This is a genomic window from Streptomyces sp. NPDC029122, assembly GCF_055569445.1.
In genome coordinates, this window is the sequence record NZ_JBVHWK010000006.1 from 283,487 (window position 1) to 305,313 (window position 21,827).

The 21,827-nt window shown below is 71.7% G+C and carries 21 protein-coding genes; 16 read left to right on the forward strand and 5 right to left on the reverse strand.

What is annotated here, in order from left to right:
• The first annotated feature begins 132 nt into the window (after positions 1-132).
• Both ACZ4WZ_RS10855 and pruA read left to right on the forward strand, forming a co-directional pair.
• Positions 133-1,059 (forward strand): proline dehydrogenase family protein, encoded by a 927-nt coding sequence (locus ACZ4WZ_RS10855; RefSeq protein WP_467887986.1) that lies wholly within the window; start codon positions 133-135, stop codon positions 1,057-1,059.
• A 20-nt stretch (positions 1,060-1,079) separates the two neighbouring features.
• Positions 1,080-2,711 (forward strand): L-glutamate gamma-semialdehyde dehydrogenase, encoded by a 1,632-nt coding sequence (gene pruA, locus ACZ4WZ_RS10860; RefSeq protein WP_467887989.1) that lies wholly within the window; start codon positions 1,080-1,082, stop codon positions 2,709-2,711.
• Positions 2,712-2,799: 88 nt separating this feature from the next.
• Here the strand turns inward: pruA and ACZ4WZ_RS10865 are convergent, their stop codons facing one another.
• The gene (locus tag ACZ4WZ_RS10865) at positions 2,800-3,501 is read right to left on the reverse strand and encodes a nitroreductase family protein (RefSeq protein ID WP_467887991.1); all 702 of its coding nucleotides are present in this window, start codon (positions 3,499-3,501) and stop codon (positions 2,800-2,802) included.
• 81 nt (positions 3,502-3,582) lie between these two features.
• On the opposite strand from ACZ4WZ_RS10865, the gene ACZ4WZ_RS10870 reads away from it, so the two are divergent.
• Both ACZ4WZ_RS10870 and ACZ4WZ_RS10875 read left to right on the forward strand, forming a co-directional pair.
• Positions 3,583-4,071: a tyrosine-protein phosphatase gene (locus tag ACZ4WZ_RS10870; protein WP_467887994.1), complete on the forward strand. Its 489-nt coding sequence runs from the start codon at positions 3,583-3,585 to the stop codon at positions 4,069-4,071.
• The gene (locus tag ACZ4WZ_RS10875) at positions 4,068-4,616 is read left to right on the forward strand and encodes a GNAT family N-acetyltransferase (protein ID WP_467887997.1); all 549 of its coding nucleotides are present in this window, start codon (positions 4,068-4,070) and stop codon (positions 4,614-4,616) included. Before ACZ4WZ_RS10870 ends, ACZ4WZ_RS10875 begins: the two co-directional genes overlap by 4 nt.
• A 12-nt stretch (positions 4,617-4,628) precedes the next feature.
• Here the strand turns inward: ACZ4WZ_RS10875 and ACZ4WZ_RS10880 are convergent, their stop codons facing one another.
• Positions 4,629-5,642 carry an NADP-dependent oxidoreductase gene (locus tag ACZ4WZ_RS10880; RefSeq protein WP_467888000.1) on the reverse strand — a complete coding sequence of 338 codons (1,014 nt, stop codon included), beginning with the start codon at positions 5,640-5,642 and terminating at the stop codon, positions 4,629-4,631.
• Between the two features lie 99 nt (positions 5,643-5,741).
• On the opposite strand from ACZ4WZ_RS10880, the gene ACZ4WZ_RS10885 reads away from it, so the two are divergent.
• The 4 genes from ACZ4WZ_RS10885 (at position 5,742) to ACZ4WZ_RS10900 (ending at position 9,498) form a co-directional block, all read left to right on the forward strand.
• Complete coding sequence (locus tag ACZ4WZ_RS10885) at positions 5,742-6,626, forward strand: LysR family transcriptional regulator (protein ID WP_467888002.1); 885 nt, start codon at positions 5,742-5,744, stop codon at positions 6,624-6,626.
• Positions 6,627-6,889: 263 nt separating this feature from the next.
• Positions 6,890-7,021 (forward strand): hypothetical protein, encoded by a 132-nt coding sequence (locus ACZ4WZ_RS10890; protein WP_281206921.1) that lies wholly within the window; start codon positions 6,890-6,892, stop codon positions 7,019-7,021.
• A 127-nt stretch (positions 7,022-7,148) separates the two neighbouring features.
• A complete protein-coding gene (locus tag ACZ4WZ_RS10895) occupies positions 7,149-8,189 on the forward strand; it encodes a 3-isopropylmalate dehydrogenase (protein WP_467888005.1) in 1,041 nt (346 codons plus the stop codon).
• A 223-nt stretch (positions 8,190-8,412) separates the two neighbouring features.
• Positions 8,413-9,498 carry a branched-chain amino acid aminotransferase gene (locus ACZ4WZ_RS10900; RefSeq protein WP_467888008.1) on the forward strand — a complete coding sequence of 362 codons (1,086 nt, stop codon included), beginning with the start codon at positions 8,413-8,415 and terminating at the stop codon, positions 9,496-9,498.
• 89 nt (positions 9,499-9,587) lie between these two features.
• On the opposite strand, the gene ACZ4WZ_RS10905 is transcribed toward ACZ4WZ_RS10900, so the two are convergent.
• Complete coding sequence (locus ACZ4WZ_RS10905; RefSeq protein ID WP_467888011.1) at positions 9,588-9,743, reverse strand: hypothetical protein; 156 nt, start codon at positions 9,741-9,743, stop codon at positions 9,588-9,590.
• Between the two features lie 32 nt (positions 9,744-9,775).
• Positions 9,776-11,206 carry a cytosine permease gene (locus ACZ4WZ_RS10910; protein ID WP_467888012.1) on the reverse strand — a complete coding sequence of 477 codons (1,431 nt, stop codon included), beginning with the start codon at positions 11,204-11,206 and terminating at the stop codon, positions 9,776-9,778.
• Positions 11,207-11,361: 155 nt separating this feature from the next.
• On the opposite strand from ACZ4WZ_RS10910, the gene ureA reads away from it, so the two are divergent.
• The 6 genes from ureA (at position 11,362) to ACZ4WZ_RS10940 (ending at position 18,982) form a co-directional block, all read left to right on the forward strand.
• On the forward strand, positions 11,362-12,081 hold the full coding sequence (gene ureA, locus ACZ4WZ_RS10915) for an urease subunit gamma (protein ID WP_467888015.1): 720 nt from the start codon (positions 11,362-11,364) through the stop codon (positions 12,079-12,081).
• Positions 12,082-12,137: 56 nt separating this feature from the next.
• Positions 12,138-13,820 carry an urease subunit alpha gene (locus ACZ4WZ_RS10920; protein ID WP_467888059.1) on the forward strand — a complete coding sequence of 561 codons (1,683 nt, stop codon included), beginning with the start codon at positions 12,138-12,140 and terminating at the stop codon, positions 13,818-13,820.
• Between the two features lie 35 nt (positions 13,821-13,855).
• Positions 13,856-14,902 carry an agmatine deiminase family protein gene (locus ACZ4WZ_RS10925; RefSeq protein WP_467888018.1) on the forward strand — a complete coding sequence of 349 codons (1,047 nt, stop codon included), beginning with the start codon at positions 13,856-13,858 and terminating at the stop codon, positions 14,900-14,902.
• 30 nt (positions 14,903-14,932) lie between these two features.
• A complete protein-coding gene (locus ACZ4WZ_RS10930; protein ID WP_467888021.1) occupies positions 14,933-15,547 on the forward strand; it encodes a TetR/AcrR family transcriptional regulator in 615 nt (204 codons plus the stop codon).
• Positions 15,548-15,881: 334 nt separating this feature from the next.
• Positions 15,882-17,504, forward strand: a complete 1,623-nt coding sequence (gene cimA, locus ACZ4WZ_RS10935; RefSeq protein ID WP_467888023.1) for a citramalate synthase — start codon at positions 15,882-15,884, stop codon at positions 17,502-17,504.
• Between the two features lie 110 nt (positions 17,505-17,614).
• Positions 17,615-18,982: a hypothetical protein gene (locus ACZ4WZ_RS10940; protein WP_467888026.1), complete on the forward strand. Its 1,368-nt coding sequence runs from the start codon at positions 17,615-17,617 to the stop codon at positions 18,980-18,982.
• Between the two features lie 28 nt (positions 18,983-19,010).
• On the opposite strand, the gene ACZ4WZ_RS10945 is transcribed toward ACZ4WZ_RS10940, so the two are convergent.
• The gene (locus tag ACZ4WZ_RS10945; RefSeq protein ID WP_467888029.1) at positions 19,011-19,631 is read right to left on the reverse strand and encodes a YceI family protein; all 621 of its coding nucleotides are present in this window, start codon (positions 19,629-19,631) and stop codon (positions 19,011-19,013) included.
• 250 nt (positions 19,632-19,881) lie between these two features.
• Between ACZ4WZ_RS10945 and ACZ4WZ_RS10950 the strand changes: the two genes are divergently transcribed.
• Together ACZ4WZ_RS10950 and ACZ4WZ_RS10955 are read left to right on the forward strand one after the other, a co-directional pair.
• The gene (locus ACZ4WZ_RS10950) at positions 19,882-21,465 is read left to right on the forward strand and encodes an acyl-CoA carboxylase subunit beta (protein ID WP_467888032.1); all 1,584 of its coding nucleotides are present in this window, start codon (positions 19,882-19,884) and stop codon (positions 21,463-21,465) included.
• A gap of 23 nt (positions 21,466-21,488) precedes the next feature.
• Complete coding sequence (locus ACZ4WZ_RS10955) at positions 21,489-21,689, forward strand: acyl-CoA carboxylase subunit epsilon (protein ID WP_388939996.1); 201 nt, start codon at positions 21,489-21,491, stop codon at positions 21,687-21,689.
• Positions 21,690-21,827 lie beyond the last annotated feature (138 nt).

Consider the following 21,827-nt stretch of genomic DNA (forward strand, 5'->3'; position numbering starts at 1 on the left):
ACAGCTGTCGATGGCAGAGGATCGTGGAGATCCTTAGGTTTCACGGTGGTTTCACTCGCGTTTTCCCTACGGCCGCAGCACCACCCCCGCGGCGTCCGTTCGTCCGCTTCTGCCACCCGTTGGAGGTGCCCCGTGCTGGGTCCCGCGATCCTCGCCGCCTCGCGCAGCGACAAGATGCGCCGTATCGTTTCCGCCGCCCCGGTGACCAAGCCGGTGGTCAACCGGTTCATCCCCGGTGAGACGGTCGACCAGGTCATCCCGATCGTCGAGGAGCTGACGCGCAAGGGCCTCGAGGTCACCCTCGACGTCGTCGGCGAGGACATCACCGCCGTCGAGCAGTCCTACGCGGCCCGGGACGCCTACCTGGAGCTCATCCAGCGCCTCAAGGAGCTGCAGCTGGGCGAGGCGGTCGAGATGTCGGTCAAGCTGTCCATGTTCGGCCAGGCGCTGGAGGGCGGCCACGAGCTGGCCCTCGCCAACGTGCGCCCGGTCGTCGAGGCCGCCGCCGCCATCGGCACCACCGTCACGCTGGACGCCGAGGACCACACCACCCTCGACTCGATGTTCGCCATCCACGAGGAGCTGCGCCGGGACTTCCCGCAGACCGGCTGCGTGATCCAGGCCTACCTCTTCCGCACCGAGGCCGACGCCCGCCGCCTGGCCGCCGCCGGCAGCCGCGTCCGGATCGTGAAGGGCGCGTACAAGGAGCCCGCCGAGGTCGCGTACCAGGACAAGGCCGAGATCGACAAGGCGTACGTCCGGATCATGAAGATCCTGATGGAGGGCGAGGGCTACCCGATGATCGGGTCCCACGACCCGCGCCTCATCGCCATCGCCCAGGAGCTCGCGCGGCAGGCCGGGCGCAAACTGGACGAGTACGAGTTCCAGATGCTGTACGGCATCCGCAGCGAGGAGCACCTGCGGCTCGCCGCCGAGGGCCACCGGATGCGCGTCTACACGGCCTACGGCACCGACTGGTACGGCTACTTCATGCGCCGCCTCGCCGAGAAGCCGGCCAACCTGCTCTTCTTCCTCCGCTCGATGATCACCAAGAACTAGGTCAAGGAGTTACCAGCCCCATGGATGCTGTGACCCAGGTCCCCGCGCCGGTCAACGAGCCGGTCCACTCGTACGCCCCCGGCAGCCCGGAGCGCGCGCGCCTCGAGATCCAGCTGAAGCAGCTGTCCGAGAACCCGATCGACCTCCCGATGACGATCAACGGCGTCAAGCGGATGGGTGGCGGCGAGCGCTTCGACGTCGTCCAGCCCCACGACCACAAGTCGGTCATCGGTACGTACGCCAACGCCACCGAGGCCGACGCCCGGGAGGCCGTCGACGCCGCCCTGGCCGCCGCCCCGGCCTGGCGCGCGATGTCCTTCGACGACCGCGCCGCGATCATCCTGCGCGCCGCCGAGCTGCTGGCCGGCCCGTGGCGCGAGAAGCTGGCCGCCTCCACCATGCTGGGCCAGTCCAAGACCGTGCAGCAGGCGGAGATCGACACCCCCTGCGAGCTCGTCGACTTCTGGCGCTTCAACGTCCACTTCGCCCGCCAGATCCTGGCCGAGCAGCCGGCCGCGAACAGCGCCGGTGTGTGGAACCGCAGCGACCACCGCCCGCTCGAGGGCTTCGTCTACGCGATCACCCCGTTCAACTTCACGGCCATCGCCGGCAACCTGCCCACCGCCCCCGCGCTCATGGGCAACGTGGTCGTGTGGAAGCCGTCCCCGACGCAGACCCACTCCGCGGTCCTCCTCATGGAGCTCCTGGAGGCGGCCGGCCTGCCCAAGGGCGTCATCAACCTGGTGACGGGCGACGGCATCGCCGTCTCCGAGGTGGCCCTGAACCACCCCGAGCTCGCCGGCATCCACTTCACCGGCTCGACCAAGACCTTCCAGTACCTGTGGAAGACGGTCGGCAACAACATCGAGAAGTACCGCTCCTACCCCCGCCTGGTCGGCGAGACGGGCGGCAAGGACTTCGTCGTCGCGCACCCGTCCGCGGACCGCGCGATCCTGAAGACCGCCCTGACCCGCGGCTCCTTCGAGTTCCAGGGCCAGAAGTGCTCCGCCTCCTCGCGCGCCTACGTCCCGGCCTCCATCTGGAACGACGGCTTCAAGGAGCAGTTCGCGGCCGAGGTCGACGGCATCGCCATGGGTGACGTCCGCGACCTGTCCAACTTCATCGGCGCGGTCATCGACGAGCGCTCCTTCGCGAAGAACAAGGCCGCGATCGACCGTGCGAAGGCCGACCCGACCTGCACGATCGTCGCGGGCGGCACGTACGACGACTCGGAGGGCTACTTCGTCCGCCCCACCGTCATCGAGTGCACCGACCCGGAGAACGAGGTCTTCACGACCGAGTACTTCGGCCCGATCCTCGCGATCCACGTGTACGAGGACGACAAGTACGACGAGATGCTGGCGCAGATGGAGAACGTCTCGGCCTATGCCCTGACCGGCTCCGTCATCGCCCAGGACCGCTACGCGGCCGCCGACACGATGGAGAAGCTCCGCTTCGCGGCGGGCAACTTCTACATCAACGACAAGTCGACCGGCGCCGTCGTCGGCCAGCAGCCCTTCGGCGGCGGCCGCGCCTCGGGTACGAACGACAAGGCGGGCGCGGCGTCCAACCTGCTCCGCTGGACCTCGACCCGCTCCATCAAGGAGACCCTGGTCCCGCCGACCGAGTACGGCTACCCCCACATGGGCTGACCCGGCTCGACCCCTGAATCCCGCCCCCGCTCCGGTACCCCCAAGCCCGGAGCGGGGGCGGTCCAGGTCGCGGGGGCGGCCCGCGGGTTCAGACCTCCACCAGGACCTGGTCCAGGGACTTGCGGACCAGGTCCGGGACCTCGCAGTCGTCCGCCGGGTAGCCGACCGGGATGACCGCGAAGGCCTTCTCGTTCTCCGGGCGGTTCAGGACGTGCCCCAGGAAGCGCATCGGGCTCGGGGTGTGGATGAGCGCCGCCAGGCCCGACAGGTGCAGGGCCGACAGCAGCATGCCGACCGCGATGCCGACCGACTCGTCGACGTAGTAGTGCTTGCGCTTCGTGCCGTTGGGGCCGAGCCAGTAGCGCTGCTGGAAGACCACGATCAGCGCCGGCGCGTCCGTCAGGTGGGTCTTCACGGCGTCCGTGCCGATGGGTCGCAGCGCGGCGAGCCACTCGTCGCCGAGGCGGCCGTCGTAGGAGATCTGCTCCTCCTGCTCGGCCGCGGCGCGGATCTGCTGCCGGATGCCCGGGTCCTTGACCAGGACGAAGGTCCACGGCTGCTGGTGCGCACCGGAGGGCGCGGTGGCGGCGCAGGCGATCGCGTCGCGGACGGCCTGCTCGGGGACGGGATCGGGGGAGAAGTGGCGCACCGTCCGCCGCTCGTCCATCCGGGCCCGCAACTCCGCCGCGCGCGCGAGCGATTCGGGGCCCGGCATGCGCGCGGGACGGTAGGGGACGGGCCGGTAGGGTCGGCCATGGGTGGGGGTCCACTGCTGGGTCTCAGGCGACATGCGCAGATCTTCCAGCGAGGGAACTCCCGAGGCCAGGGGAGCGTCATCAGCCAATGTCCGTTGTGTACTGACAGGGGGGCTATGACCGTGTCGAACGTCGGTCGATTCGTGGCGTGGGAGGGCTGCTTCAACGCCCGTGACCTCGGCGGGCTGGGAGCGGTGCGGCCCGGGACGCTGGTACGGGCCGACAGCCTCGACGGGCTCACCGCCCGCGGCTGGACCACACTGGCCCGCGACGGGGTGCGCACCGTCATCGACCTGCGCAACGACGGCGAAGCCGAGCTGGACCACGCCCCGCGTCCGCCCGGGCTGACCACCCTGCGGATCCCGCTCGACGGCATCGAACACCGGGACTTCTGGGACGTGTGGTGGGGCACTCCCGGCTTCGGCACCCCCGCGTATTTCCGGCCTTTCCTGGAACGGTTCCCCGACCGCGTGGCCTCCGTCGCCCGGGCCGTCGCCACCGCCCCGCCGGGCGGGGTCGCCTTCCACTGCGGTCTGGGCTACCTGCGCGGGGCGGGGCTGACGGCCGCCGAACTGGGCCGGCTCCGGGGCAGACTGGGGGCATGAGCGACGCCACGCACACCCGTCTCGCGCACACCTCGCAGCTCGGCGCGGACGACCTCGCCGTGATCAGGGACCTGCTCGACGCGGCCTTCGACGGGGACTTCGGGGACGAGGACTTCGAGCACGCCCTCGGCGGGATGCACGCCCTGGTGTACGAGGGCGGTGCGCTCGTCGCGCACGGCAGCGTCGTCCAGCGGCGGGTGCTGCACCAGGGGCGGGCCCTGCGGACCGGGTACGTCGAGGCCGTCGCCGTACGCGCCGACCGGCGCCGGCGCGGGCTCGGCGCGGCGGTGATGGCCGGGCTGGAGGGCGTCATCGCCGGGGCGTACGTGCTCGGCGCCCTGTCCGCGTCCGACGAGGGCGCGGCGCTGTACCAGAGCCGGGGCTGGAAGCCGTACGCCGGGCAGATCGGCGTGCTCGGCCCGGCCGGGCCCGAGCGGCTGGCCGAGGAGGAGGGCTCGGCCTACGTGTGGACGCCGCCCGGCGGGGTCGCGCCGGACGCCGCCGGGCGGCTCGACTTCGACTGGCGGGACGGGGACGTCCTGTAGCCGGGGCCGGAATCAGTCGCCGGCACGTACGAGCATCTTGCCCAGGTTCTCCCCGCGGAGCATGCCCAGGAAGGCCTCCACGGTGCGGTCGAAGCCCTGGGCGACGGTGGTGTCGGTGCCGATCCGGCCGCTGCGCAGGTGGGGGACCAGGAAATCCTCCAGCTCGTCCTGGAGATCCGTGTGGTTGCGGACCAACACCCCTTCCAGGCGCAGGGACTTGTGGACCACCTCGAAGAGGTTGCGCGGCGCGGCGGGGGAACGGTCCCCGTTGTACATCGAGATGGCGCCGACCCAGGCGATCCGGCCGTACTCGCGCAGGGATTCGATCGCGCCCTCCAGGTGCTCCCCGCCCACGTTGTCCACGTAGACGTCGATGCCGTCCGGCGCGGCCTGCGCCAGCTGCTCGGCGACGGGCCCGTCGTGGTAGTCGAAGGCGGCGTCGAAGCCGAGGGTCCCGGTGAGGTGGGCGGTCTTCGCCGCCGAGCCGGCGCTGCCGATGATCCGGCGGGCTCCGAGCAGCCGGGCGATGTGCCCGGTGGCGGTGCCGACCCCGCCGGCGGCGGCGGAGACGAAGAGGTCCTCGCCCGCGCGCAGGGCCGCCGTCCGGGTGAGGGCGGCATAGGCCGTCAGGCCCGTGCCGCCGAGGATCGACAGGTAGGCCTCCAGCGGGACGCCCGCGTGGCCGCGCAGCTTGCGGGTGCCGTCCACACCGAGGGTGACCAGGGAGTGGGTGCGCCAGCCCGCGCGGTGGAAGACCAGGTCGCCCTCCGCCAGGCCGGGGTCGCGGGAGGCGGTCACCCGGCCCACCGTGCGGCCCTCCAGCGGGGCGTGCAGCTCGAAGCCGTCCTCGCCGCCGTCCATCATCCCGCGGTGGTACGGGTCCACCGACAGCAGCAGGTTCTCCACCAGGGCGGTCCCGGGGGCGGGTTCGGGGACGGGCGAGGAGACGTACGCGAAGTCGGAGGCGGCCGGGAAGCCGGTCGGGCGGGCGATCTGGTGGACGGCACGGGCCGTTTCGGTGCTCATGGCCCCGACCGTAGGAAGGAATCCCGGAGCCGGGCAGGGGGTTGCGCTCATGGAAGCCGCACATCCATGAACGCGGCTCATACACCGAGGTGGGAACCCATGGCCGAGCTGGCCCCGCAGGAACTCCGGGTGCTGGTCGCCGTCGCCGAGACGGGCGGCTTCTCCGCCGCGGCCGCCGTGCTGGGCATCAGCCAGTCCGCCGTCTCGCACTCGGTGCGCGGCAGCGAGGGCAAGGTCGGCGCGGTGCTCTTCGAGCGCGGGCGCGGCGGGGCCTCGCCCACCCCGGCCGGGGAGCGGGCCGTCGCGCTGGGCCGGCGCATCCTGCGGCTGTACGAGGTGCTGGGCGCGGAGGCGCGCGGCGCGGCCCGGGCTCCCGCCGGGCGGGACGCCGGGGAGGGGGTGCTGCGCGTCGCGGCCTTCCGCAGCGCGGCCCTGCACCTGCTGCCGCCCGCGCTGGAGCGGCTGGCCGCGCTGTACCCCGGGATCCGCCCCGAGGTGAGGGTGGTGCGGGAACTGGGTGCCGGCACGGCGGGGGAGGTGGCCGCGGGCCGGGCGGACCTGGGCATCGCGACGCTGGGCGCGCGGGAGGACGTACCGCCGGGGCTGCTGACCGGGGTGCTCGTGGAGGAGGCGTACGCGCTGGTGCACCCGGCCGGGCAGCCGGACCCGAGGGCGCTGCCCCTGCTCGACTGGGACGAGAACTGCGGCTCCTACACCCGGGAGTGGTGGCGGGCCCAGGACTGGATCCCCCGGGCCACCGTGAAGGCCGAGGACGATGCCATGGTGCTGACCATGGTCGGCCGGGGGCTGGGGATGGCGATCATGCCGGAGCTGTCGCTGCGCGAGGCGCCGGACACCGTCGAGATCACCGGTCTGGGGCCCCGGAGGCCAGTGAGGCAGGTGGGATACGTCACCACACCGGAATTGGCGTCGACCCATGCTGTCAGGGCTCTGATCAGGGAACTTCGAGCTGAGAAGGTCTGAAACGGAACTACCGGAGGGCTCCCTTCGGGCGGTTTCCCGTCTCAGATACTAGGAAGTCCGAGTAATTGCGGAGACAGACAGCCGGACCTGCCCTAGCTTTGTAGGAGCCGAACGTCTCGCTGATCCTGCGAATGGCGGTCGAGAGCGCGCGCCCCCTGGCAGGCAACCCCTGCGGCGCACGGCTCCCCGCCTCTTCCGGCGCCTTGAAGGAACACCCCTCATCCGTGGCCCCGCCACGCCGTGATCCCAAGGAGTCGATCACCATGACCCCCACCACCGCCGCAGCGCGCCGCGTCCGCCACTCCTCCCCGGCCGACGCCGACCGCAAGAACGCCGCCGCCGCCCTCCAGCGCGCCCTGGACCGCCGTGACAACGGCGGCTCGACCGGCCACTGACCGGGCTCCCGGCGGGCATCGCCGAGCCCGTCCGCACCGGACATGTCGCGTCCCCGCCGGCCGCCCCGGCGGTCCGAATGGTGGACGCGATATGTCTGAGGGCTGGGACACGGAGTACGGTTCCGACATGGCGACCAGCATCAATCTCGCAGTGATCCCCGGTGATGGCATCGGCCAGGAAGTCGTGGCTCAGGGCCTCAAGGTCCTTACCGCGGTCCTGCCCCAGGATGTGAAGCTGGAGACCAAGGAGTACGACCTCGGCGCCCAGCGCTGGCACCGCACCGGTGAGACCCTCCCGGACGCGGAGCTCGAGGCCCTCAAGCACCACGACGCGATCCTGCTGGGCGCCATCGGCGACCCCTCGGTCCCGTCGGGCGTCCTGGAGCGCGGTCTGCTGCTGAAGCTCCGCTTCGCCTTCGACCACTTCATCAACCTGCGCCCCTCGAAGCTGTTCCCGAACACGGCCACCCCGCTGGCCGGCCGTCCGGAGATCGACTTCGTGGTGGTCCGCGAGGGCACCGAGGGCCCGTACACCGGCAACGGCGGCAGCCTGCGCACCGGCACCCCCGCCGAGGTGGCCACCGAGGTCAGCGTGAACACCGCCTACGGCGTGGAGCGCGTCGTGCGCGACGCGTACGAGCGGGCCAACGCGCGTCCCCGCAAGAAGCTGACGCTCGTCCACAAGAACAACGTCCTCGTGTACGCGGGCCACCTGTGGAAGAACATCTTCGACAAGGTCGGCCAGGAGTACCCCGAGGTCACCACCGACTACCTGCACGTCGACGCCGCGACGATCTTCTTCGTCACCCAGCCCGAGCGCTTCGACGTCATCGTCACGGACAACCTGTTCGGTGACATCCTCACCGACCTGGCCGCGGCCGTGACCGGCGGCATCGGCCTGGCCGCCTCCGGGAACATCAACCCGACCGGCGCCTTCCCGTCCATGTTCGAGCCCGTCCACGGCTCGGCCCCCGACATCGCGGGCACCGGCAAGGCCGACCCCACCGCGACGATCCTCTCGGTGGCCCTGCTCCTGCGTCACCTCGGCTACGAGGACCAGGCCGTCCGCATCGAGGACGCCGTCTCCGCCGACCTGGCCGAGCGCGACGGCACCTTCCGCTCCACCGACGCGATCGGCGACGCCCTCGCCGCGCGAGTAGCCGGCTGACCCGGCCGTTCCCTCCAGGAAGCCGCCAGGTCACAAAGGGACCTGGCGGCTTCTCCTGTGCGGCCCCCGGTGCCACCATCTCCCTGGGCCGCTCAGCCCCGTTTCTCCGAAGCGTGCCCACGAGCGATAATCGAACGCGAGGCCGCGGAATACGGGGAAGCTCGGACGTCCTGGTACGCATGAGCGCGGTCCGCCCTACCCAACCGGTGAAGGACAAGCACTCATGACGACGCCCACGATCGAGCTCAAGCCCTCCTCGAACCCGCTGTCCGACGCGGAGCGCGAAGCGATCCTGGCCAACCCGGGCTTCGGCCGCCACTTCACCGATCACATGGTGACCATCAAGTGGACCGAAGGCCGCGGCTGGCACGACGCCGAGCTCGTCCCGTACGCCCCGCTGGCGATCGACCCGGCGAACATGACCCTGCACTACGCGCAGACGATCTTCGAGGGCCTCAAGGCCTACCGCCAGCCCGACGGCACCGTCGCCACCTTCCGCCCGCGCGCCAACGCCGAGCGGTTCCAGGCCTCCGCCCGCCGCATGGCGATGCCCGAGCTGCCGGCCGATCTCTTCATCGAGGCCTGCGACGCCCTGATCAAGCAGGACCGCGCCTGGGTGCCGGACTCCGGCGAGGCGTCCCTGTACCTGCGCCCGTTCATGTTCGCGTCCGAGGTCGGGCTGGGCGTCCGCCCGGCCAACGAGTTCCTCTTCATGGTCATCGCCTCGCCCGCCGGCGCCTACTTCCCCGGTGGCGTCAAGCCCGTCTCCGTCTGGCTCTCCGAGGAGTACGTCCGCGCCGTCAAGGGCGGCACCGGCGCCGCCAAGACCGGCGGCAACTACGCGGCCTCCCTCGTCGCCCAGGCCCAGGCCGCCTCGCACGGCTGCGACCAGGTCGTCTGGCTCGACGCCGTCGAGCACCGCTGGATCGAGGAGATGGGCGGCATGAACCTGTACTTCGTGTACGGCGACCGCATCGTCACCCCCGAGCTGACCGGCTCTCTCCTCCCCGGCATCACCCGCGACTCCCTCCTCACCATCGCCCGCGACCTCGGCTACACCGCCGAGGAGGGCCGGATCACCACCGAGGACTGGAAGCGCGACAACGAGAACGGCACCCTGACCGAGGTGTTCGCCTGCGGCACGGCCGCCGTCATCACCCCGGTCGGCTCGGTCAAGTCGGAGCGCGCCGGCTGGACCCAGGGCGACGGGCAGCCCGGCGAGGTCACCATGAAGCTCCGCAAGGCGCTCCTCGACCTCCAGACCGGCCGCACCCCCGACACCCACGGCTGGATGCACCCGCTCGGCTAGGGGGTGTCCGGCGGATCATGGCCGGACGGAAGGAAGGCCCCCCGCGCGGTGCGCGGGGGGCCTTCCGGCGTTCCGGGAGGGAGCGAGGGTCAGCGCTCGTCTTCCGTCTCGCCGTCGTCCTTCTTCTCCTTGCGCTCCTTACCCGTCCCCTCCGGGCCGAGCCCCACGACGGCGTCGCCGAACGCGTAGGCCAGGCCCGCGATCCCATGGGCGATCCTTCCCGCCACGTACACGACTTCTTCCACGATGCCTCCCCGTGTCGGGCGCCGGCCCCGTCCTATTCGGCCGCCGCCACCACTGCGTTCCCCGCCGGTCCGGCGGCCGGTGCCGCCTGCGGCCGGACCGTCAGGGCGGTGTACACCGCCCCGCCGACCAGCCCCGACAGGATGAAACTACAGTCCACCCCGCCGGTGAGGGCCAGCAGCGGGCCCTCGTACACCGGGGTCGACACGGCGGCCAGTCCCACGGCCGCGCCCGCCGCCCAGGAGGCCGTGGCGCGGAGGTTCCAGCCACCGCTGTACCAGTAGACGCCGCCGCGGGCCCGACGGTTGAACACCTGGAGGGCATCGGCGTCGTAGGACCCGCGGCAGCGCACGAAGCCGATCAGGGTGACCACGGCCCACGGGGTGCCGATCGCGGTGAGCAGCAGGACGAACGAGGTCATCGCCGACTGCACGTCCCACTCGAAGGAGCCGAAGAAGACGAACGCGGTGGCCACCGCCGCGGCGATCACCGTGGCCTTGGTGCGGGTGGTCCCCGGCACGATGGCGTCCAGGTCCAGGCCCATGGAGTAGAGCATGAGCCCGGCGTTGCCCACCGAGCCGGCCGCCGCCGCGGCGAGCAGCGGGAGGAGGTACCAGAAGGGCGCGGCCTCCACGAGCGGCCCGGCGTAGTCGGCGCCGGCGCGGGCGGCGAGGGCGGTGTAGGTGCCGAACAGCTGCGGGACCAGCAGGCCGGCCAGCAGTCCGAGGCAGGTGGCCCGGAAGACCTTGCGGGAGCCGTGGCGCCGGGGGGAGACGTAACGGGTGTAGTCGCCCAGCAGGGTGATGAAGGCGACGGGTCCGCTGAGCCCGGCCGCGACGGCGGCCAGCAGCCAGGTCGGCCAGAAGGAGCCGAGCAGGTACGCCGTGTCCGGCGGGGCGGCGGTCGTGAAGTCCGGGGCGTACGCGACGACGCCGACGGCCAGCAGGACGACCATGGCCACCGACAGCACCTTGCTCATGCGCAGCAGCAGCCGGTAGCCGAAGACGGCGGCCACGACGGTGCACACGGCGAGTACGCCGTACATCACGGCGCGGGTGAGGCCGGTGTCCGGCAGCCCGGTGAGGCGGGACAGGGTCGCGGCCATCACGTCACCGCCTATCCACAGGGTGAGCGCGGTGTAGCCGAGGGAGAGCAGCAGGCCGACGACGGAGCCGACCAGCCGTCCGCGTACGCCGAACTGGGCGCCGCTGGAGGTGGACAGGTTGGTCGCGGTGCGCAGGGACACCAGGGCGAGCGGCGCGGTGAAGGCGATGCCGACCAGGGTGCCGGTCACGATGGCGGTGACGGAGGGCACCAGCCCGAGCCCGAAGGACGGGGGCAGCCAGCCGAAGACGATCACGCCGAGGCAGAGGTTGGAGCCGAGGAGGATCGAGACCAGGTCACGGGGACCGCTGGTCCGTTCCTCCTCGGGGATGGTGTCGACTCCGCGCTGTTCGATGGGCATGGGGGACTCCCTTGGCAGGGCGGGGATGGTTGCGCATGCGTTTGAGCGTCATTCAATGTGACCTGTGCCGGTGGCCCAGGTCAATCCTTCACCGAGAGGAAATGAGGAGTTAGAGTGATGCTCTAACCCATCGACTCAAAAGGTGGTGGATCGGCGTGCGGCTGACCCCTACGGAGCGCGACCGGCTGCTGCTGCGCAGCGCCGCGGAACTGGCCAGGGCCCGACGGGCCCGGGGCCTGAGGCTCAACGTCCCCGAGGCCACCGCGCTGATCGCGGACACGGTCTGCGAGGCCGCGCGCGACGGCAAGCGCCTGGCGGAGGCCGTCGAGGAGGCCCGCTGCGTGCTCGGCCCCGACGACGTGCTGCCCGGCGTGGCCGACGTGGTCACAGAGGTGCACGTGGAAGCCGTCTTCGACGACGGCTCCCGCCTGGCGGTGGTCTCCGCGCCGATCCAGGGCGCCGTGCCGCTCGGTGACGACGCCCCCGGCGCGGTCGTACCCGGTCCCGGCGCGCCCCAGCCCGAACCGCGGCTGCTCCTGCGCGTGCGCAACACCGCGTCCGTGCCGGTCAGCGTCACCTCCCACTTCCACTTCTTCGAGGCGAACCCCCGGCTCGACTTCGACCGCGCCGCCGCCTACGGCATGCGGCTGTGCGTGCCGGCGGGTTCCTCGGTGCGCTTCGACCCGCACGGCGAGGGCGAGGTGGGACTGGTCCCGATCGGCGGCGAGCGGATCGCGATCGGCTTCGCCGGGCTGGTCGACGGCCCGCTGGACGCCCCCGGGGCCAAGGAGCAGGCCCTGGCCCGCGCCGCCGCCTGCGGCTACCTCGGCGCCGCCGCCCCGACCGACGACGCCCCGGAAGGAAACCAGGCGTGAGCCGTCAGACCCCCCACAGCGACCACAGCGCGCACTGCGCCCCGGGCAGCCGCCACATCGACCCGCACGAGTACGCCTCCGTCTTCGGCCCCCGCGCCGGCGACCGGGTCCGGCTCGGCGACTCGGGGCTGACCGTCCGGGTGGAGTACGACGCGCAGAAGCCCGGCGACGAGTTCCTGGCCGGCTTCGGCAAGACCGCCCGCGACGGCCTGCACCTGAAGGGCGCCGCCGTCCGCGACACCTGCGACGTCGTGATCAGCAACGTCCTGGTGATCGACGCCGTGCTCGGCATCAAGAAGGTCTCCATCGGCATCCGCGAGGGCCGCATCCACGCGATCGGCCGCGCCGGCAACCCGGACACCCTCGAAGGGGTCGACGTCGTCGTCGGCACCGGTACGAGCATCGTCTCCGGGGAGGGCCTGATCGCCACCGCCGGAGCCGTGGACACCCACGTCCACCTGCTCTCCCCGCGGATCATGGAGGCCTCCCTGGCCGCCGGCGTCACCACCGTCATCGGCCAGGAGTTCGGCCCCGTCTGGGGTGTCGGCGTCAACTCCCCCTGGGCGCTGAAGCACGCCTTCAACGCCTTCGACGCCTGGCCCGTCAACATCGGATTCCTCGCCCGCGGCTCCTCCTCGGACGCCGCGCCCCTGGTGGAGGCCCTCGCCGAGGGCGGCGCCTCGGGCTTCAAGGTCCACGAGGACATGGGCGCGCACACCCGCGCCCTGGACACCGCCCTGCGCGTGGCCGAGGAGCACGACGTACAGGTCGCCCTGCACAGCGACGGCCTGAACGAGTGCCTCTCCGTCGAGGACACCCTGCGCGTCCTGGACGGCCGGACCATCCACGCCTTCCACATCGAGGGCTGCGGCGGCGGGCACGTCCCCAACGTGCTGAAGATGGCGGGCGTGCCGAACGTCATCGGCTCGTCCACCAACCCCACCCTGCCCTTCGGCCGCGACGCCGTCGCCGAGCACTACGGCATGATCGTCTCCGTCCACGACCTCAAGCCGGACCTCCCCGGCGACGCGGCCATGGCCCGCGACCGGATCCGCGCCGGGACGATGGGCGCCGAGGACGTCCTGCACGACCTCGGAGCCATCGGCATCACCTCCTCCGACGCCCAGGGCATGGGCCGGGCCGGCGAGACCATCCGCCGCACCTTCGCGATGGCCGCCAAGATGAAGGGCGAGCTCGGCCCCCTGGACGGCGACGGCGAGGGCGACGACAACGCCCGCGTCCTGCGCTACATGGCCAAGCTGACCATCAACCCGGCCATCGCCCACGGCCTGGCCCACGAGATCGGCTCCATCGAGACCGGCAAGCTCGCCGACATCGTGCTCTGGCGCCCGCAGTTCTTCGGCGCCAAGCCGCAGCTGGTCCTCAAGTCGGGCTTCCCCGCCTACGGAGTCACCGGCGACCCCAACGCCGCCACCGACACCTGCGAACCGCTCGTGCTGGGGCCGCAGTTCGGCTCGTACGGGGCCACCGCCGCCGACATCTCCGTCGCCTTCGTCTCCGCCGCCGCGGCGGCGCTGGGCGGCGACGCGATGCCGACCCGCCGCCGCCGGGTCGCCGTACGCGGCACCCGGGGCATCGGCCCCAAGGACATGCTCCTCAACTCCCGGGTGGGCGCGGTCGACGTCGACGCGCGCAGCGGACTCGTCTCCCTCGACGGGGAACCGCTGCGCTCCGAAGCGGCCGACTCGGTCTCCCTCAACCGCCTCTACTTCTTGTAAACGGCACAGCCCGTAAGCCCGTAAGGACCCCCGCCATGACTGCACAGCCCGCCAAGCCCTCGGACGACGGCTTCCGGATGCCCGCCGAGTGGACCCCCCACGAGCGCACCTGGATGGCCTGGCCCAGCCCCAACCCCACCTTCACCAACGCCCAGGAGCTGGCCGAGGCCCGCGAGGCCTGGGGCGCGGTGGCCCGCGCCGTACGCGCGTACGAACCGGTGACCCTCGTCGTCTCCCCGGGCGACGCCGAGAGCGCCCGGGCGGTCGTCGGGGACGACGTCCAGCTCGTCGAGCGGGAGCTCGACGACGCCTGGATGCGCGACATCGGCCCGACCTTCGTCACCAACGACGCCGGTGAACTGGCGGCCGTCGACTGGACCTTCAACGGCTGGGGCGCCCAGGAGTGGGCCCGCTGGGACCACGACTCGAAGATCGCCCGGCACGTCTCCGACCTCGCCGGCACCCGCACCTACAGCACCCGGCTGGTGAACGAGGGCGGCGCCATCCACGTCGACGGCGAGGGCACCGTGCTCCTCACCGACACCGTGCAGCTCGGCGAAGGCCGCAACCCCGGCTGGACCCGCCGGCAGGTCGAGGAGGAGATCCACGCCCACCTCGGCACCACCAAGGCCATCTGGCTGCCGTACGGCCTGGCCGGCGACTACGGCACCTACGGGACCCAGGGCCACGTGGACATCGTCGCCGCCTTCGCCCGCCCCGGCGTCGTCATGGTCCACACCCAGCCCGACCCGGCCCACCCGGACCACGAGCGCTGCAAGACCATCGCCGCCCTCCTGCGCGCCTCCACCGACGCGCGGGGCCGGCTGCTGGAGGTCGTGGAGGTTCCCGCGCCGACCGTTCTCGAGGAGGACGGCGAGTGGGTGGACTACTCCTACATCAACCACTACCTCTGCAACGGGGGCGTGGTGCTGTGCGCCTTCGACGACCCGCGCGACGAGGAGGCCGCGGAGATCTTCCGCGGACTCTTCCCCGAGCGGACCGTGACGCTCGTTGACGCACGTACGATTTTCGCCGGGGGTGGCGGTATCCACTGCATCACCCAGCAGCAGCCGAAGGTCTGACCCGAGGCGGACCTCGTGAAGGAGCGGCCCATGGCGGCGGGTGGAGTACCGGTACGGGCGGCGCGCAAGAACGCGCCCCCGCGCGAGGACGTACTCGTCGCCGCCATGGCCACGATCGCCGAGCGCGGACTGGAGGGCCTGACCATGGCCGGCCTGGGCCGGCAGGTCGGCATGAGCAGCGGCCACCTCCTCTACTACTTCGGCAGCAAGGACGAGCTCCTGCTGCAGACCCTGGAATGGAGCGAGGCGGCCCTCGGCGACCAGCGCAGGGCCCTGCTGGCCCGCCGCGGGCCGGCGCGCGAGCGCGTACAGGCGTACGTGGACCTGTACGTGCCCGACGGCGCCCGGGACCCGCACTGGACCCTGTGGCTGGAGGTCTGGAACCGGTCCCAGAACGCGGGCCCCCAGGAACGCGAACGGCAGGCCGCCATCGAGGGCGCCTGGCACCGCGACCTGGTCGCCCTGCTCGCCGAGGGCATCTCGCGCGGCGAGTTCCGCGCGGTCGACCCCGACCGCTTCGCGGCCAGGCTGCGGGCCCTGCTCGACGGATTCAGCATCCAGGTCGCCGTCGGACTGCCCGGCATCGAGCGGGAGGACATCCTGGTGCACGTCGGGGAGTTCCTCGCAGAGACCCTGGCCGGGTAGGCCGTCCCCGCGCGGCGGGCCGCCTGCCGGACGGCGGGTGCCCGCATGCTGAGACCGGCGTCCACGGGCCGAAGGCCTTGTGTCACACTGCGGGCGTGTCTGCTCGGCTCATGATTATGGACAGCAGCGCGCCGGTCCTCTGTGACCGCTGAAACCGTGGACGACCTCCGCGGCAGCGGCCACCGTGCCTCAGACCCGCGCGCAGACCTCTCGCACCCGCGAGGGGTCTTTTCGTTTCCAGGGCAGAAACATGCCGGAACCGGACAGCGCGCGATGATGGGGGCAGTGGATCCCCGGTCTCCGGAACCACTCATCCGACAGGAGTCAGATCAGCATGACGACGACAGAGGCGAGCCAGCCGACAGAGGCACTCGACGACGGCTTCCACGTCTTCGACACCACCCTGCGCGACGGCGCCCAGCGTGAGGGCATCAACCTCACAGTCGCGGACAAGCTGACGATCGCGCGGTACCTCGACGAGTTCGGAGTCGGCTTCATCGAGGGGGGCTGGCCCGGCGCCAACCCCCGCGACACCGAGTTCTTCGCCCGCGCCCGGGCCGAGATCCGCTTCAGGAACGCCCAGCTGGTCGCCTTCGGCGCCACCCGCCGGGCCGGCGGCGACGCCGCCTCGGACCCGCAGGTGCGCGCCCTCCTGGAGTCCGGCGCGCCGGTCATCACCCTCGTCGCCAAGTCCCACGACCGCCACGTCGAACTCGCGCTGCGCACCACCCTCGAAGAGAACCTGGAGATGGTCCGCGACACCGTCTCCCACCTCGTCGCCCAGGGCCGCCGCGTCTTCGTCGACTGCGAGCACTTCTTCGACGGCTACCGCGCCAACGCCGAGTACGCCAAGTCCGTCGTCCGCACCGCCCACGAGGCCGGCGCCGACGTCGTCATCCTCTGCGACACCAACGGCGGCATGCTCCCCGCCCAGATCGGCGCGGTCGTCTCGACGGTACTGGCCGACACCGGCGCCCGCCTGGGCATCCACGCCCAGGACGACACCGGCTGCGCCGTCGCCAACACCCTGGCCGCCGTCGACGCCGGCGCCACGCACGTCCAGTGCACCGCGAACGGATACGGAGAGCGGGTCGGCAACGCCAACCTCTTCCCGGTCGTCGCCGCGCTGGAGATCAAGTACGGCCGCAAGGTCCTCCCCGAGGGCGCGCTCGCCGAGATGACCCGCATCTCCCACGCCATCGCCGAGGTCGTCAACCTCACCCCCTCCACGCACCAGCCGTACGTCGGCGTCTCCGCCTTCGCGCACAAGGCCGGCCTGCACGCCTCGGCGATCAAGGTCGACCCGGACCTGTACCAGCACATCGACCCCGAGCGCGTCGGCAACACCATGCGCATGCTGGTCTCCGACATGGCCGGCCGCGCCTCCATCGAGCTCAAGGGCAAGGAGCTCGGCGTCGACCTCGGCGGGGACCGGGCGCTGATCGCCCGCGTGGTCGAGCGGGTCAAGGAGCGCGAGCTCGCGGGCTACACGTACGAGGCCGCCGACGCCTCCTTCGAGCTGCTGCTGCGGGCCGAGGCCGAGGGCCGGGCGCGCAAGTACTTCCGTACCGAGTCCTGGCGGGCCATCGTCGAGGACCGCCCCGACGGGACCCACGCCAACGAGGCGACCGTCAAGCTGTGGGCCAAGGGCGAGCGGATCGTCGCCACGGCGGAGGGCAACGGCCCCGTCAACGCCCTCGACCGCGCACTCCGGGTAGCTCTGGAGCGCTTCTACCCGCAGCTGGCCAAGTTCGAGCTCGTGGACTACAAGGTCCGCATCCTGGAGGGCAAGCACGGCACGGAGTCCACGACCCGCGTCCTGATCTCCACGACGGACGGCACCCGCGAGTGGAACACGGTGGGCGTCGCCCCCAACGTCATCGCGGCCTCCTGGCAGGCCCTGGAGGACGCCTACACGTTCGGCCTCCTCCACGCGGGCGTCGAACCGGCCGAGTAGCTCCGGCGCACACCTCGCCGGGCTCCGGCCCGGCGAGGTCCTCGACCCCCGAGCGTGAGGCTTATGTCCGGCTTACACGGGAAATTGCCGGTTCGGGTAGCGTCGTCAGTATGAGGACCAGGCTGATATCCATACGCGTGGGATCGATGCTGTCCGGTCTGCTGCTGGCCCTGTCCGCCGGGGCGCTCGGCGCCGCCCCGCGGGCCGTCGCGGCCGACGGGGGGACCGCCGCCGTGGCGGAGGCGCTCAAGAAGGGCCCGGTCTACGTCGATCCCGGGGCCGCCGCACAGCTGTCGCCCGCCCAGGTGGACGCCCTGGCGGCGAAGATCGAGGCGGCCGGCAAGCCGCTCTTCGTCGCCGTGCTGCCCGCCACCGCCGCCTTCCCCGCCGACAGCGTGCTGCGCACGGTGCGCACGCAGACGGGGATCACCGGGCTCTACGCCATCCGTCTCGGCGACGGCTTCAACGCCGGGGCCGACCCGGCCGTCATGCCGGGCAACGCGGTCCGCAACCTCACCGACGCGGTGAAGGCCGGCGGGGCGGTGGACGCCGCCGCCCAGCTGAACGACTTCGCCGACCAGGCCCTCCCGCAGCTGAAGGGCCGGGCCCCCGCCTCCTGGAGTGAGGGGTCCGGCGGGGGCGGATCCTCCGCCGGGGCGTTGATCACCCTCGGCGCGGTGGCCCTGGCCGGCGGCGGTGGCGCGTACCTGCTGGTCAAGCGGAACCGGAAGAAGAAGGAAGAGACCCGGCGCGAAGCGATCGCCCGGCTCGCGGTGGTGGTGGACGAGGACATCACCGCCTTCGGCGAGGAACTCGACCGCCTCGACTTCCACCCCGGTGAGCCCGGCGCCGACGACGCCATGCGCAAGGACTACGAGCACGCCCTGGACTCCTACGAGAAGGCCAAACGGATCATGGCCTCGGTGCGGGAGCCGCACGAGGTGCGGAGCGTGACCCAGGCGCTGGAGGACGGCCGCTACGCGCTGGCCAGCCTCGACGCCCGCCGCCAGGGCAAGCCGCTGCCCGAGCGCCGCCCGCCCTGCTTCTTCGACCCGCGCCACGGTCCGAGTACGCAGGACGCGGCCTGGACGCCGGCCGGCGGGGCGGCCCGTACGGTGCCGGTCTGCACGGCGGACGCCGTACGGCTGCGCGACGGCGTGGACCCGGCGGTCCGTACCGTGGACACGGAGCACGGCCCGCGCCCGTACTACGACGCCGGCCCGGCGTACGGCCCGTGGGCCGGCGGATACTTCGGCGGCGGCATCCTGCCCGGCCTGCTGATGGGCACGATGCTCGGCTCGATGATGGCCACTCCCGCCTACGCCTCGGACTTCGGCGGCGGGTACGGCGGCGGGGGATTCGAGGGCGGGGAGGCCTCGGGAGCCGACTTCGACCCGTCCGACTTCGGCGGCGGGGACTTCGGCGGCGGTGGCGGCTTCGACGGTGGCGGCGGCTTCGACGGCGGGGGCGGCTGGTAGCCGCCCCCGGGGTTCCGCGCGGCCGGGATCAGGCCTGCTTGACCGCCGAGATGTCGAAGGTCAGCTTCACCTTGTCGCTGACCATCACGCCGCCGGCCTCCAGGGCCGCGTTCCAGGTCAGGCCCCAGTCGGAGCGGAGGATCTCCGCGGAGCCCTCGAAGCCGACGCGCTCGCTGCCGTAGACGTCCGTGGCGGAACCGGAGAAGTCCAGGTCGATGGAGAGCGGACGCGTCACGTCCTTGATCGTCAGCTCGCCGGTGATCCGGTACGCGTCACCGCCCAGCCGCGCCGCGGAGGTGGAGCGGAAGGTCATCAGCGGGAAGAGCTCGGCGTCGAAGAAGTCGCTGCCCAGCAGGTGGGCGTCGCGGTCGGCGATGCCGGTGCTGACCGAGGCGATCTGGACGTCGATGGAGGCGGTGGAGCGCGAGGGGTCGCTGCCGTCGAGGTGCAGGGTGCCCTCGTGCCGGGCGAAGCTGCCGCGGACGTTGGTCACCATGGCGTGGCGCACGGTGAAGCCGATGCTGCTGTGGGCGGCGTCGATGACGTAGTCGCCGGTGAGCGCGGCGAGCGCCGGGTCGACGTCGAGCGTGGCGACCGGACCCTGCGGGACGGACGCGCTGCGGGTGCCGCGGCGGGAGAAGAGACCCATGACTTCCTCCTGAGGAGATCCTTGTTTCGTTGAACTTTCAACAAGAACGACGCTAGACCCATTCCGTTCAAATTTCAACTTCTTGGGTCCGCGTGCGCGGATTTATAGGAACCCCACAAAGGTCGGGGGTCCCTGCTGGGGGAGTCCATGCATACTTCGGAGGTTCTGTCCGGGCCGGACAGCGGACGGGGCCGGAGACTGTGTAGAACCGACGGAGGGTTTTCATGGCCACGCTCCGTAAGGTCGGTACATGACCGTTGTGGACCAGACTTCGAGCGAGCCGACGGACGCCCGTGGGCGCGTGGCCGAGCTGCACTCCCTCCGCGAGGAGGCCCGGCGCGGCCCCAGCGACCGCGCGACCGAAGCGCAGCACGCCAAGGGCAAGCTGACCGCGCGCGAGCGCATCGCGCTCCTGCTCGACGAAGGTTCCTTCAGGGAGGTCGAGCAGCTGCGCCGGCACCGGGCGACCGGTTTCGGCCTGGAGGCGAAGAAGCCCTACACGGACGGTGTGATCACCGGCTGGGGCACGGTCGAGGGCCGCACGGTCTTCGTCTACGCGCACGACTTCCGCATCTTCGGCGGCGCCCTGGGCGAGGCCCACGCCACGAAGATCCACAAGATCATGGACATGGCCATCGCGGCCGGCGCCCCGTTGGTCTCCCTCAACGACGGCGCGGGCGCCCGTATCCAGGAGGGCGTCTCCGCCCTCGCCGGCTACGGCGGCATCTTCCAGCGCAACACCAAGGCCTCGGGAGTCATCCCGCAGATCTCGGTGATGCTCGGCCCGTGCGCCGGCGGAGCCGCGTACTCCCCGGCCCTGACGGACTTCGTCTTCATGGTCCGCGAGACCTCGCAGATGTTCATCACCGGCCCGGACGTGGTCCGCGCGGTGACCGGCGAGGAGATCACCCAGAACGGCCTCGGCGGCGCGGACGTGCACGCCGAGACCTCGGGCGTCGCGCACTTCGCGTACGACGACGAGGAGACCTGCATCGCCGAGGTCCGGTACCTCATCACGATGCTGCCCTCCAACAACCGCGAGAACCCCCCGGTCCACGAGAGCTCCGACCCCGCCGACCGGCGCTCGGACGTCCTGCTGGACCTGGTCCCCGCCGACGGCAACCGCCCCTACGACATGCTCAAGGTCATCGAGGAGCTCGTCGACGACGGGGACGTCCTGGAGATCCACGAGCGCTGGGCGCGCAACATCATCTGCGCCCTCGCCCGCCTGGACGGCCAGGTCGTCGGCATCGTCGCCAACCAGCCCGGCCACCTCGCCGGTGTCCTGGACATCCACGCGTCCGAGAAGGCCGCGCGCTTCGTCCAGATGTGCGACGCCTTCAACATCCCGATCGTCACGCTGCTGGACGTCCCCGGCTTCCTGCCGGGCGTCGACCAGGAGCACGGCGGCATCATCCGCCACGGCGCCAAGCTGCTGTACGCGTACTGCAACGCGACCGTGCCGCGGATCTCGCTCATCCTGCGCAAGGCCTACGGCGGCGCGTACATCGTCATGGACTCCCAGTCCATCGGCGCCGACCTCACCTACGCCTGGCCCACCAACGAGATCGCCGTCATGGGCGCCGAAGGCGCCGCCAACGTGATCTTCCGCAAGCAGATCGCGGACGCCGAGGACCCCGAGGCGATGCGGGCCCGGATGGTCAAGGAATACAAGGCCGAACTGATGCACCCGTACTACGCGGCCGAGCGCGGCCTGGTGGACGACGTCATCGACCCGGCCGAGACCCGGGGGGTGCTCGTCAGCGCCCTGGCGATGCTCCGCACCAAGCACGCCGACCTGCCGTCCCGCAAGCACGGCAACCCGCCGCAGTAACGAGCGAAGGAGACCTGCCGACGATGAGCACCGCCACCGACACCCTGCTGAAGGTCGAGAAGGGCAACGCCGAGCCCGAGGAACTGGCCGCGATCACCGCGATCCTCCTCGCCCGCGCCGCCGCCACCCCGGAAGAGGCCGCCGTCACCCGCCGTTCCACCGCGGGCTGGCGCCGACTGGAGCGCAGCCGGGGCTTCCAGGCCCCCCACAGCTGGCGCGGCTGAGCAGCGCGCGCACGAACGCCGAAGGCCCCGCACCCCCTCCAGGGGCGGTTTCTAGGGGTCGTGGCAACACGTGGTCGGTTGATCAGGCCGCGAGGAGTTTATGCAAACGCTCGGCTGGGGTTTCCCAGCCGAGCGTTT

Coding starts and splice junctions, on each gene's coding strand:
- pruA (WP_467887989.1), top strand. CDS start 1,080: ATGGATGCTGTGACCCAGGTCCCCGCGCCGGTCAACGAGCCGGTCCAC.
- ACZ4WZ_RS10865 (WP_467887991.1), bottom strand. CDS start 3,501: ATGTCGCCTGAGACCCAGCAGTGGACCCCCACCCATGGCCGACCCTAC.
- ACZ4WZ_RS10870 (WP_467887994.1), top strand. CDS start 3,583: ATGACCGTGTCGAACGTCGGTCGATTCGTGGCGTGGGAGGGCTGCTTC.
- ACZ4WZ_RS10875 (WP_467887997.1), top strand. CDS start 4,068: ATGAGCGACGCCACGCACACCCGTCTCGCGCACACCTCGCAGCTCGGC.
- ACZ4WZ_RS10880 (WP_467888000.1), bottom strand. CDS start 5,642: ATGAGCACCGAAACGGCCCGTGCCGTCCACCAGATCGCCCGCCCGACC.
- ACZ4WZ_RS10885 (WP_467888002.1), top strand. CDS start 5,742: ATGGCCGAGCTGGCCCCGCAGGAACTCCGGGTGCTGGTCGCCGTCGCC.
- ACZ4WZ_RS10890 (WP_281206921.1), top strand. CDS start 6,890: ATGACCCCCACCACCGCCGCAGCGCGCCGCGTCCGCCACTCCTCCCCG.
- ACZ4WZ_RS10895 (WP_467888005.1), top strand. CDS start 7,149: ATGGCGACCAGCATCAATCTCGCAGTGATCCCCGGTGATGGCATCGGC.
- ACZ4WZ_RS10900 (WP_467888008.1), top strand. CDS start 8,413: ATGACGACGCCCACGATCGAGCTCAAGCCCTCCTCGAACCCGCTGTCC.
- ACZ4WZ_RS10910 (WP_467888012.1), bottom strand. CDS start 11,206: ATGCCCATCGAACAGCGCGGAGTCGACACCATCCCCGAGGAGGAACGG.
- ACZ4WZ_RS10925 (WP_467888018.1), top strand. CDS start 13,856: ATGACTGCACAGCCCGCCAAGCCCTCGGACGACGGCTTCCGGATGCCC.
- ACZ4WZ_RS10930 (WP_467888021.1), top strand. CDS start 14,933: ATGGCGGCGGGTGGAGTACCGGTACGGGCGGCGCGCAAGAACGCGCCC.
- cimA (WP_467888023.1), top strand. CDS start 15,882: ATGACGACGACAGAGGCGAGCCAGCCGACAGAGGCACTCGACGACGGC.
- ACZ4WZ_RS10940 (WP_467888026.1), top strand. CDS start 17,615: ATGAGGACCAGGCTGATATCCATACGCGTGGGATCGATGCTGTCCGGT.
- ACZ4WZ_RS10945 (WP_467888029.1), bottom strand. CDS start 19,631: ATGGGTCTCTTCTCCCGCCGCGGCACCCGCAGCGCGTCCGTCCCGCAG.
- ACZ4WZ_RS10950 (WP_467888032.1), top strand. CDS start 19,882: ATGACCGTTGTGGACCAGACTTCGAGCGAGCCGACGGACGCCCGTGGG.
- ACZ4WZ_RS10955 (WP_388939996.1), top strand. CDS start 21,489: ATGAGCACCGCCACCGACACCCTGCTGAAGGTCGAGAAGGGCAACGCC.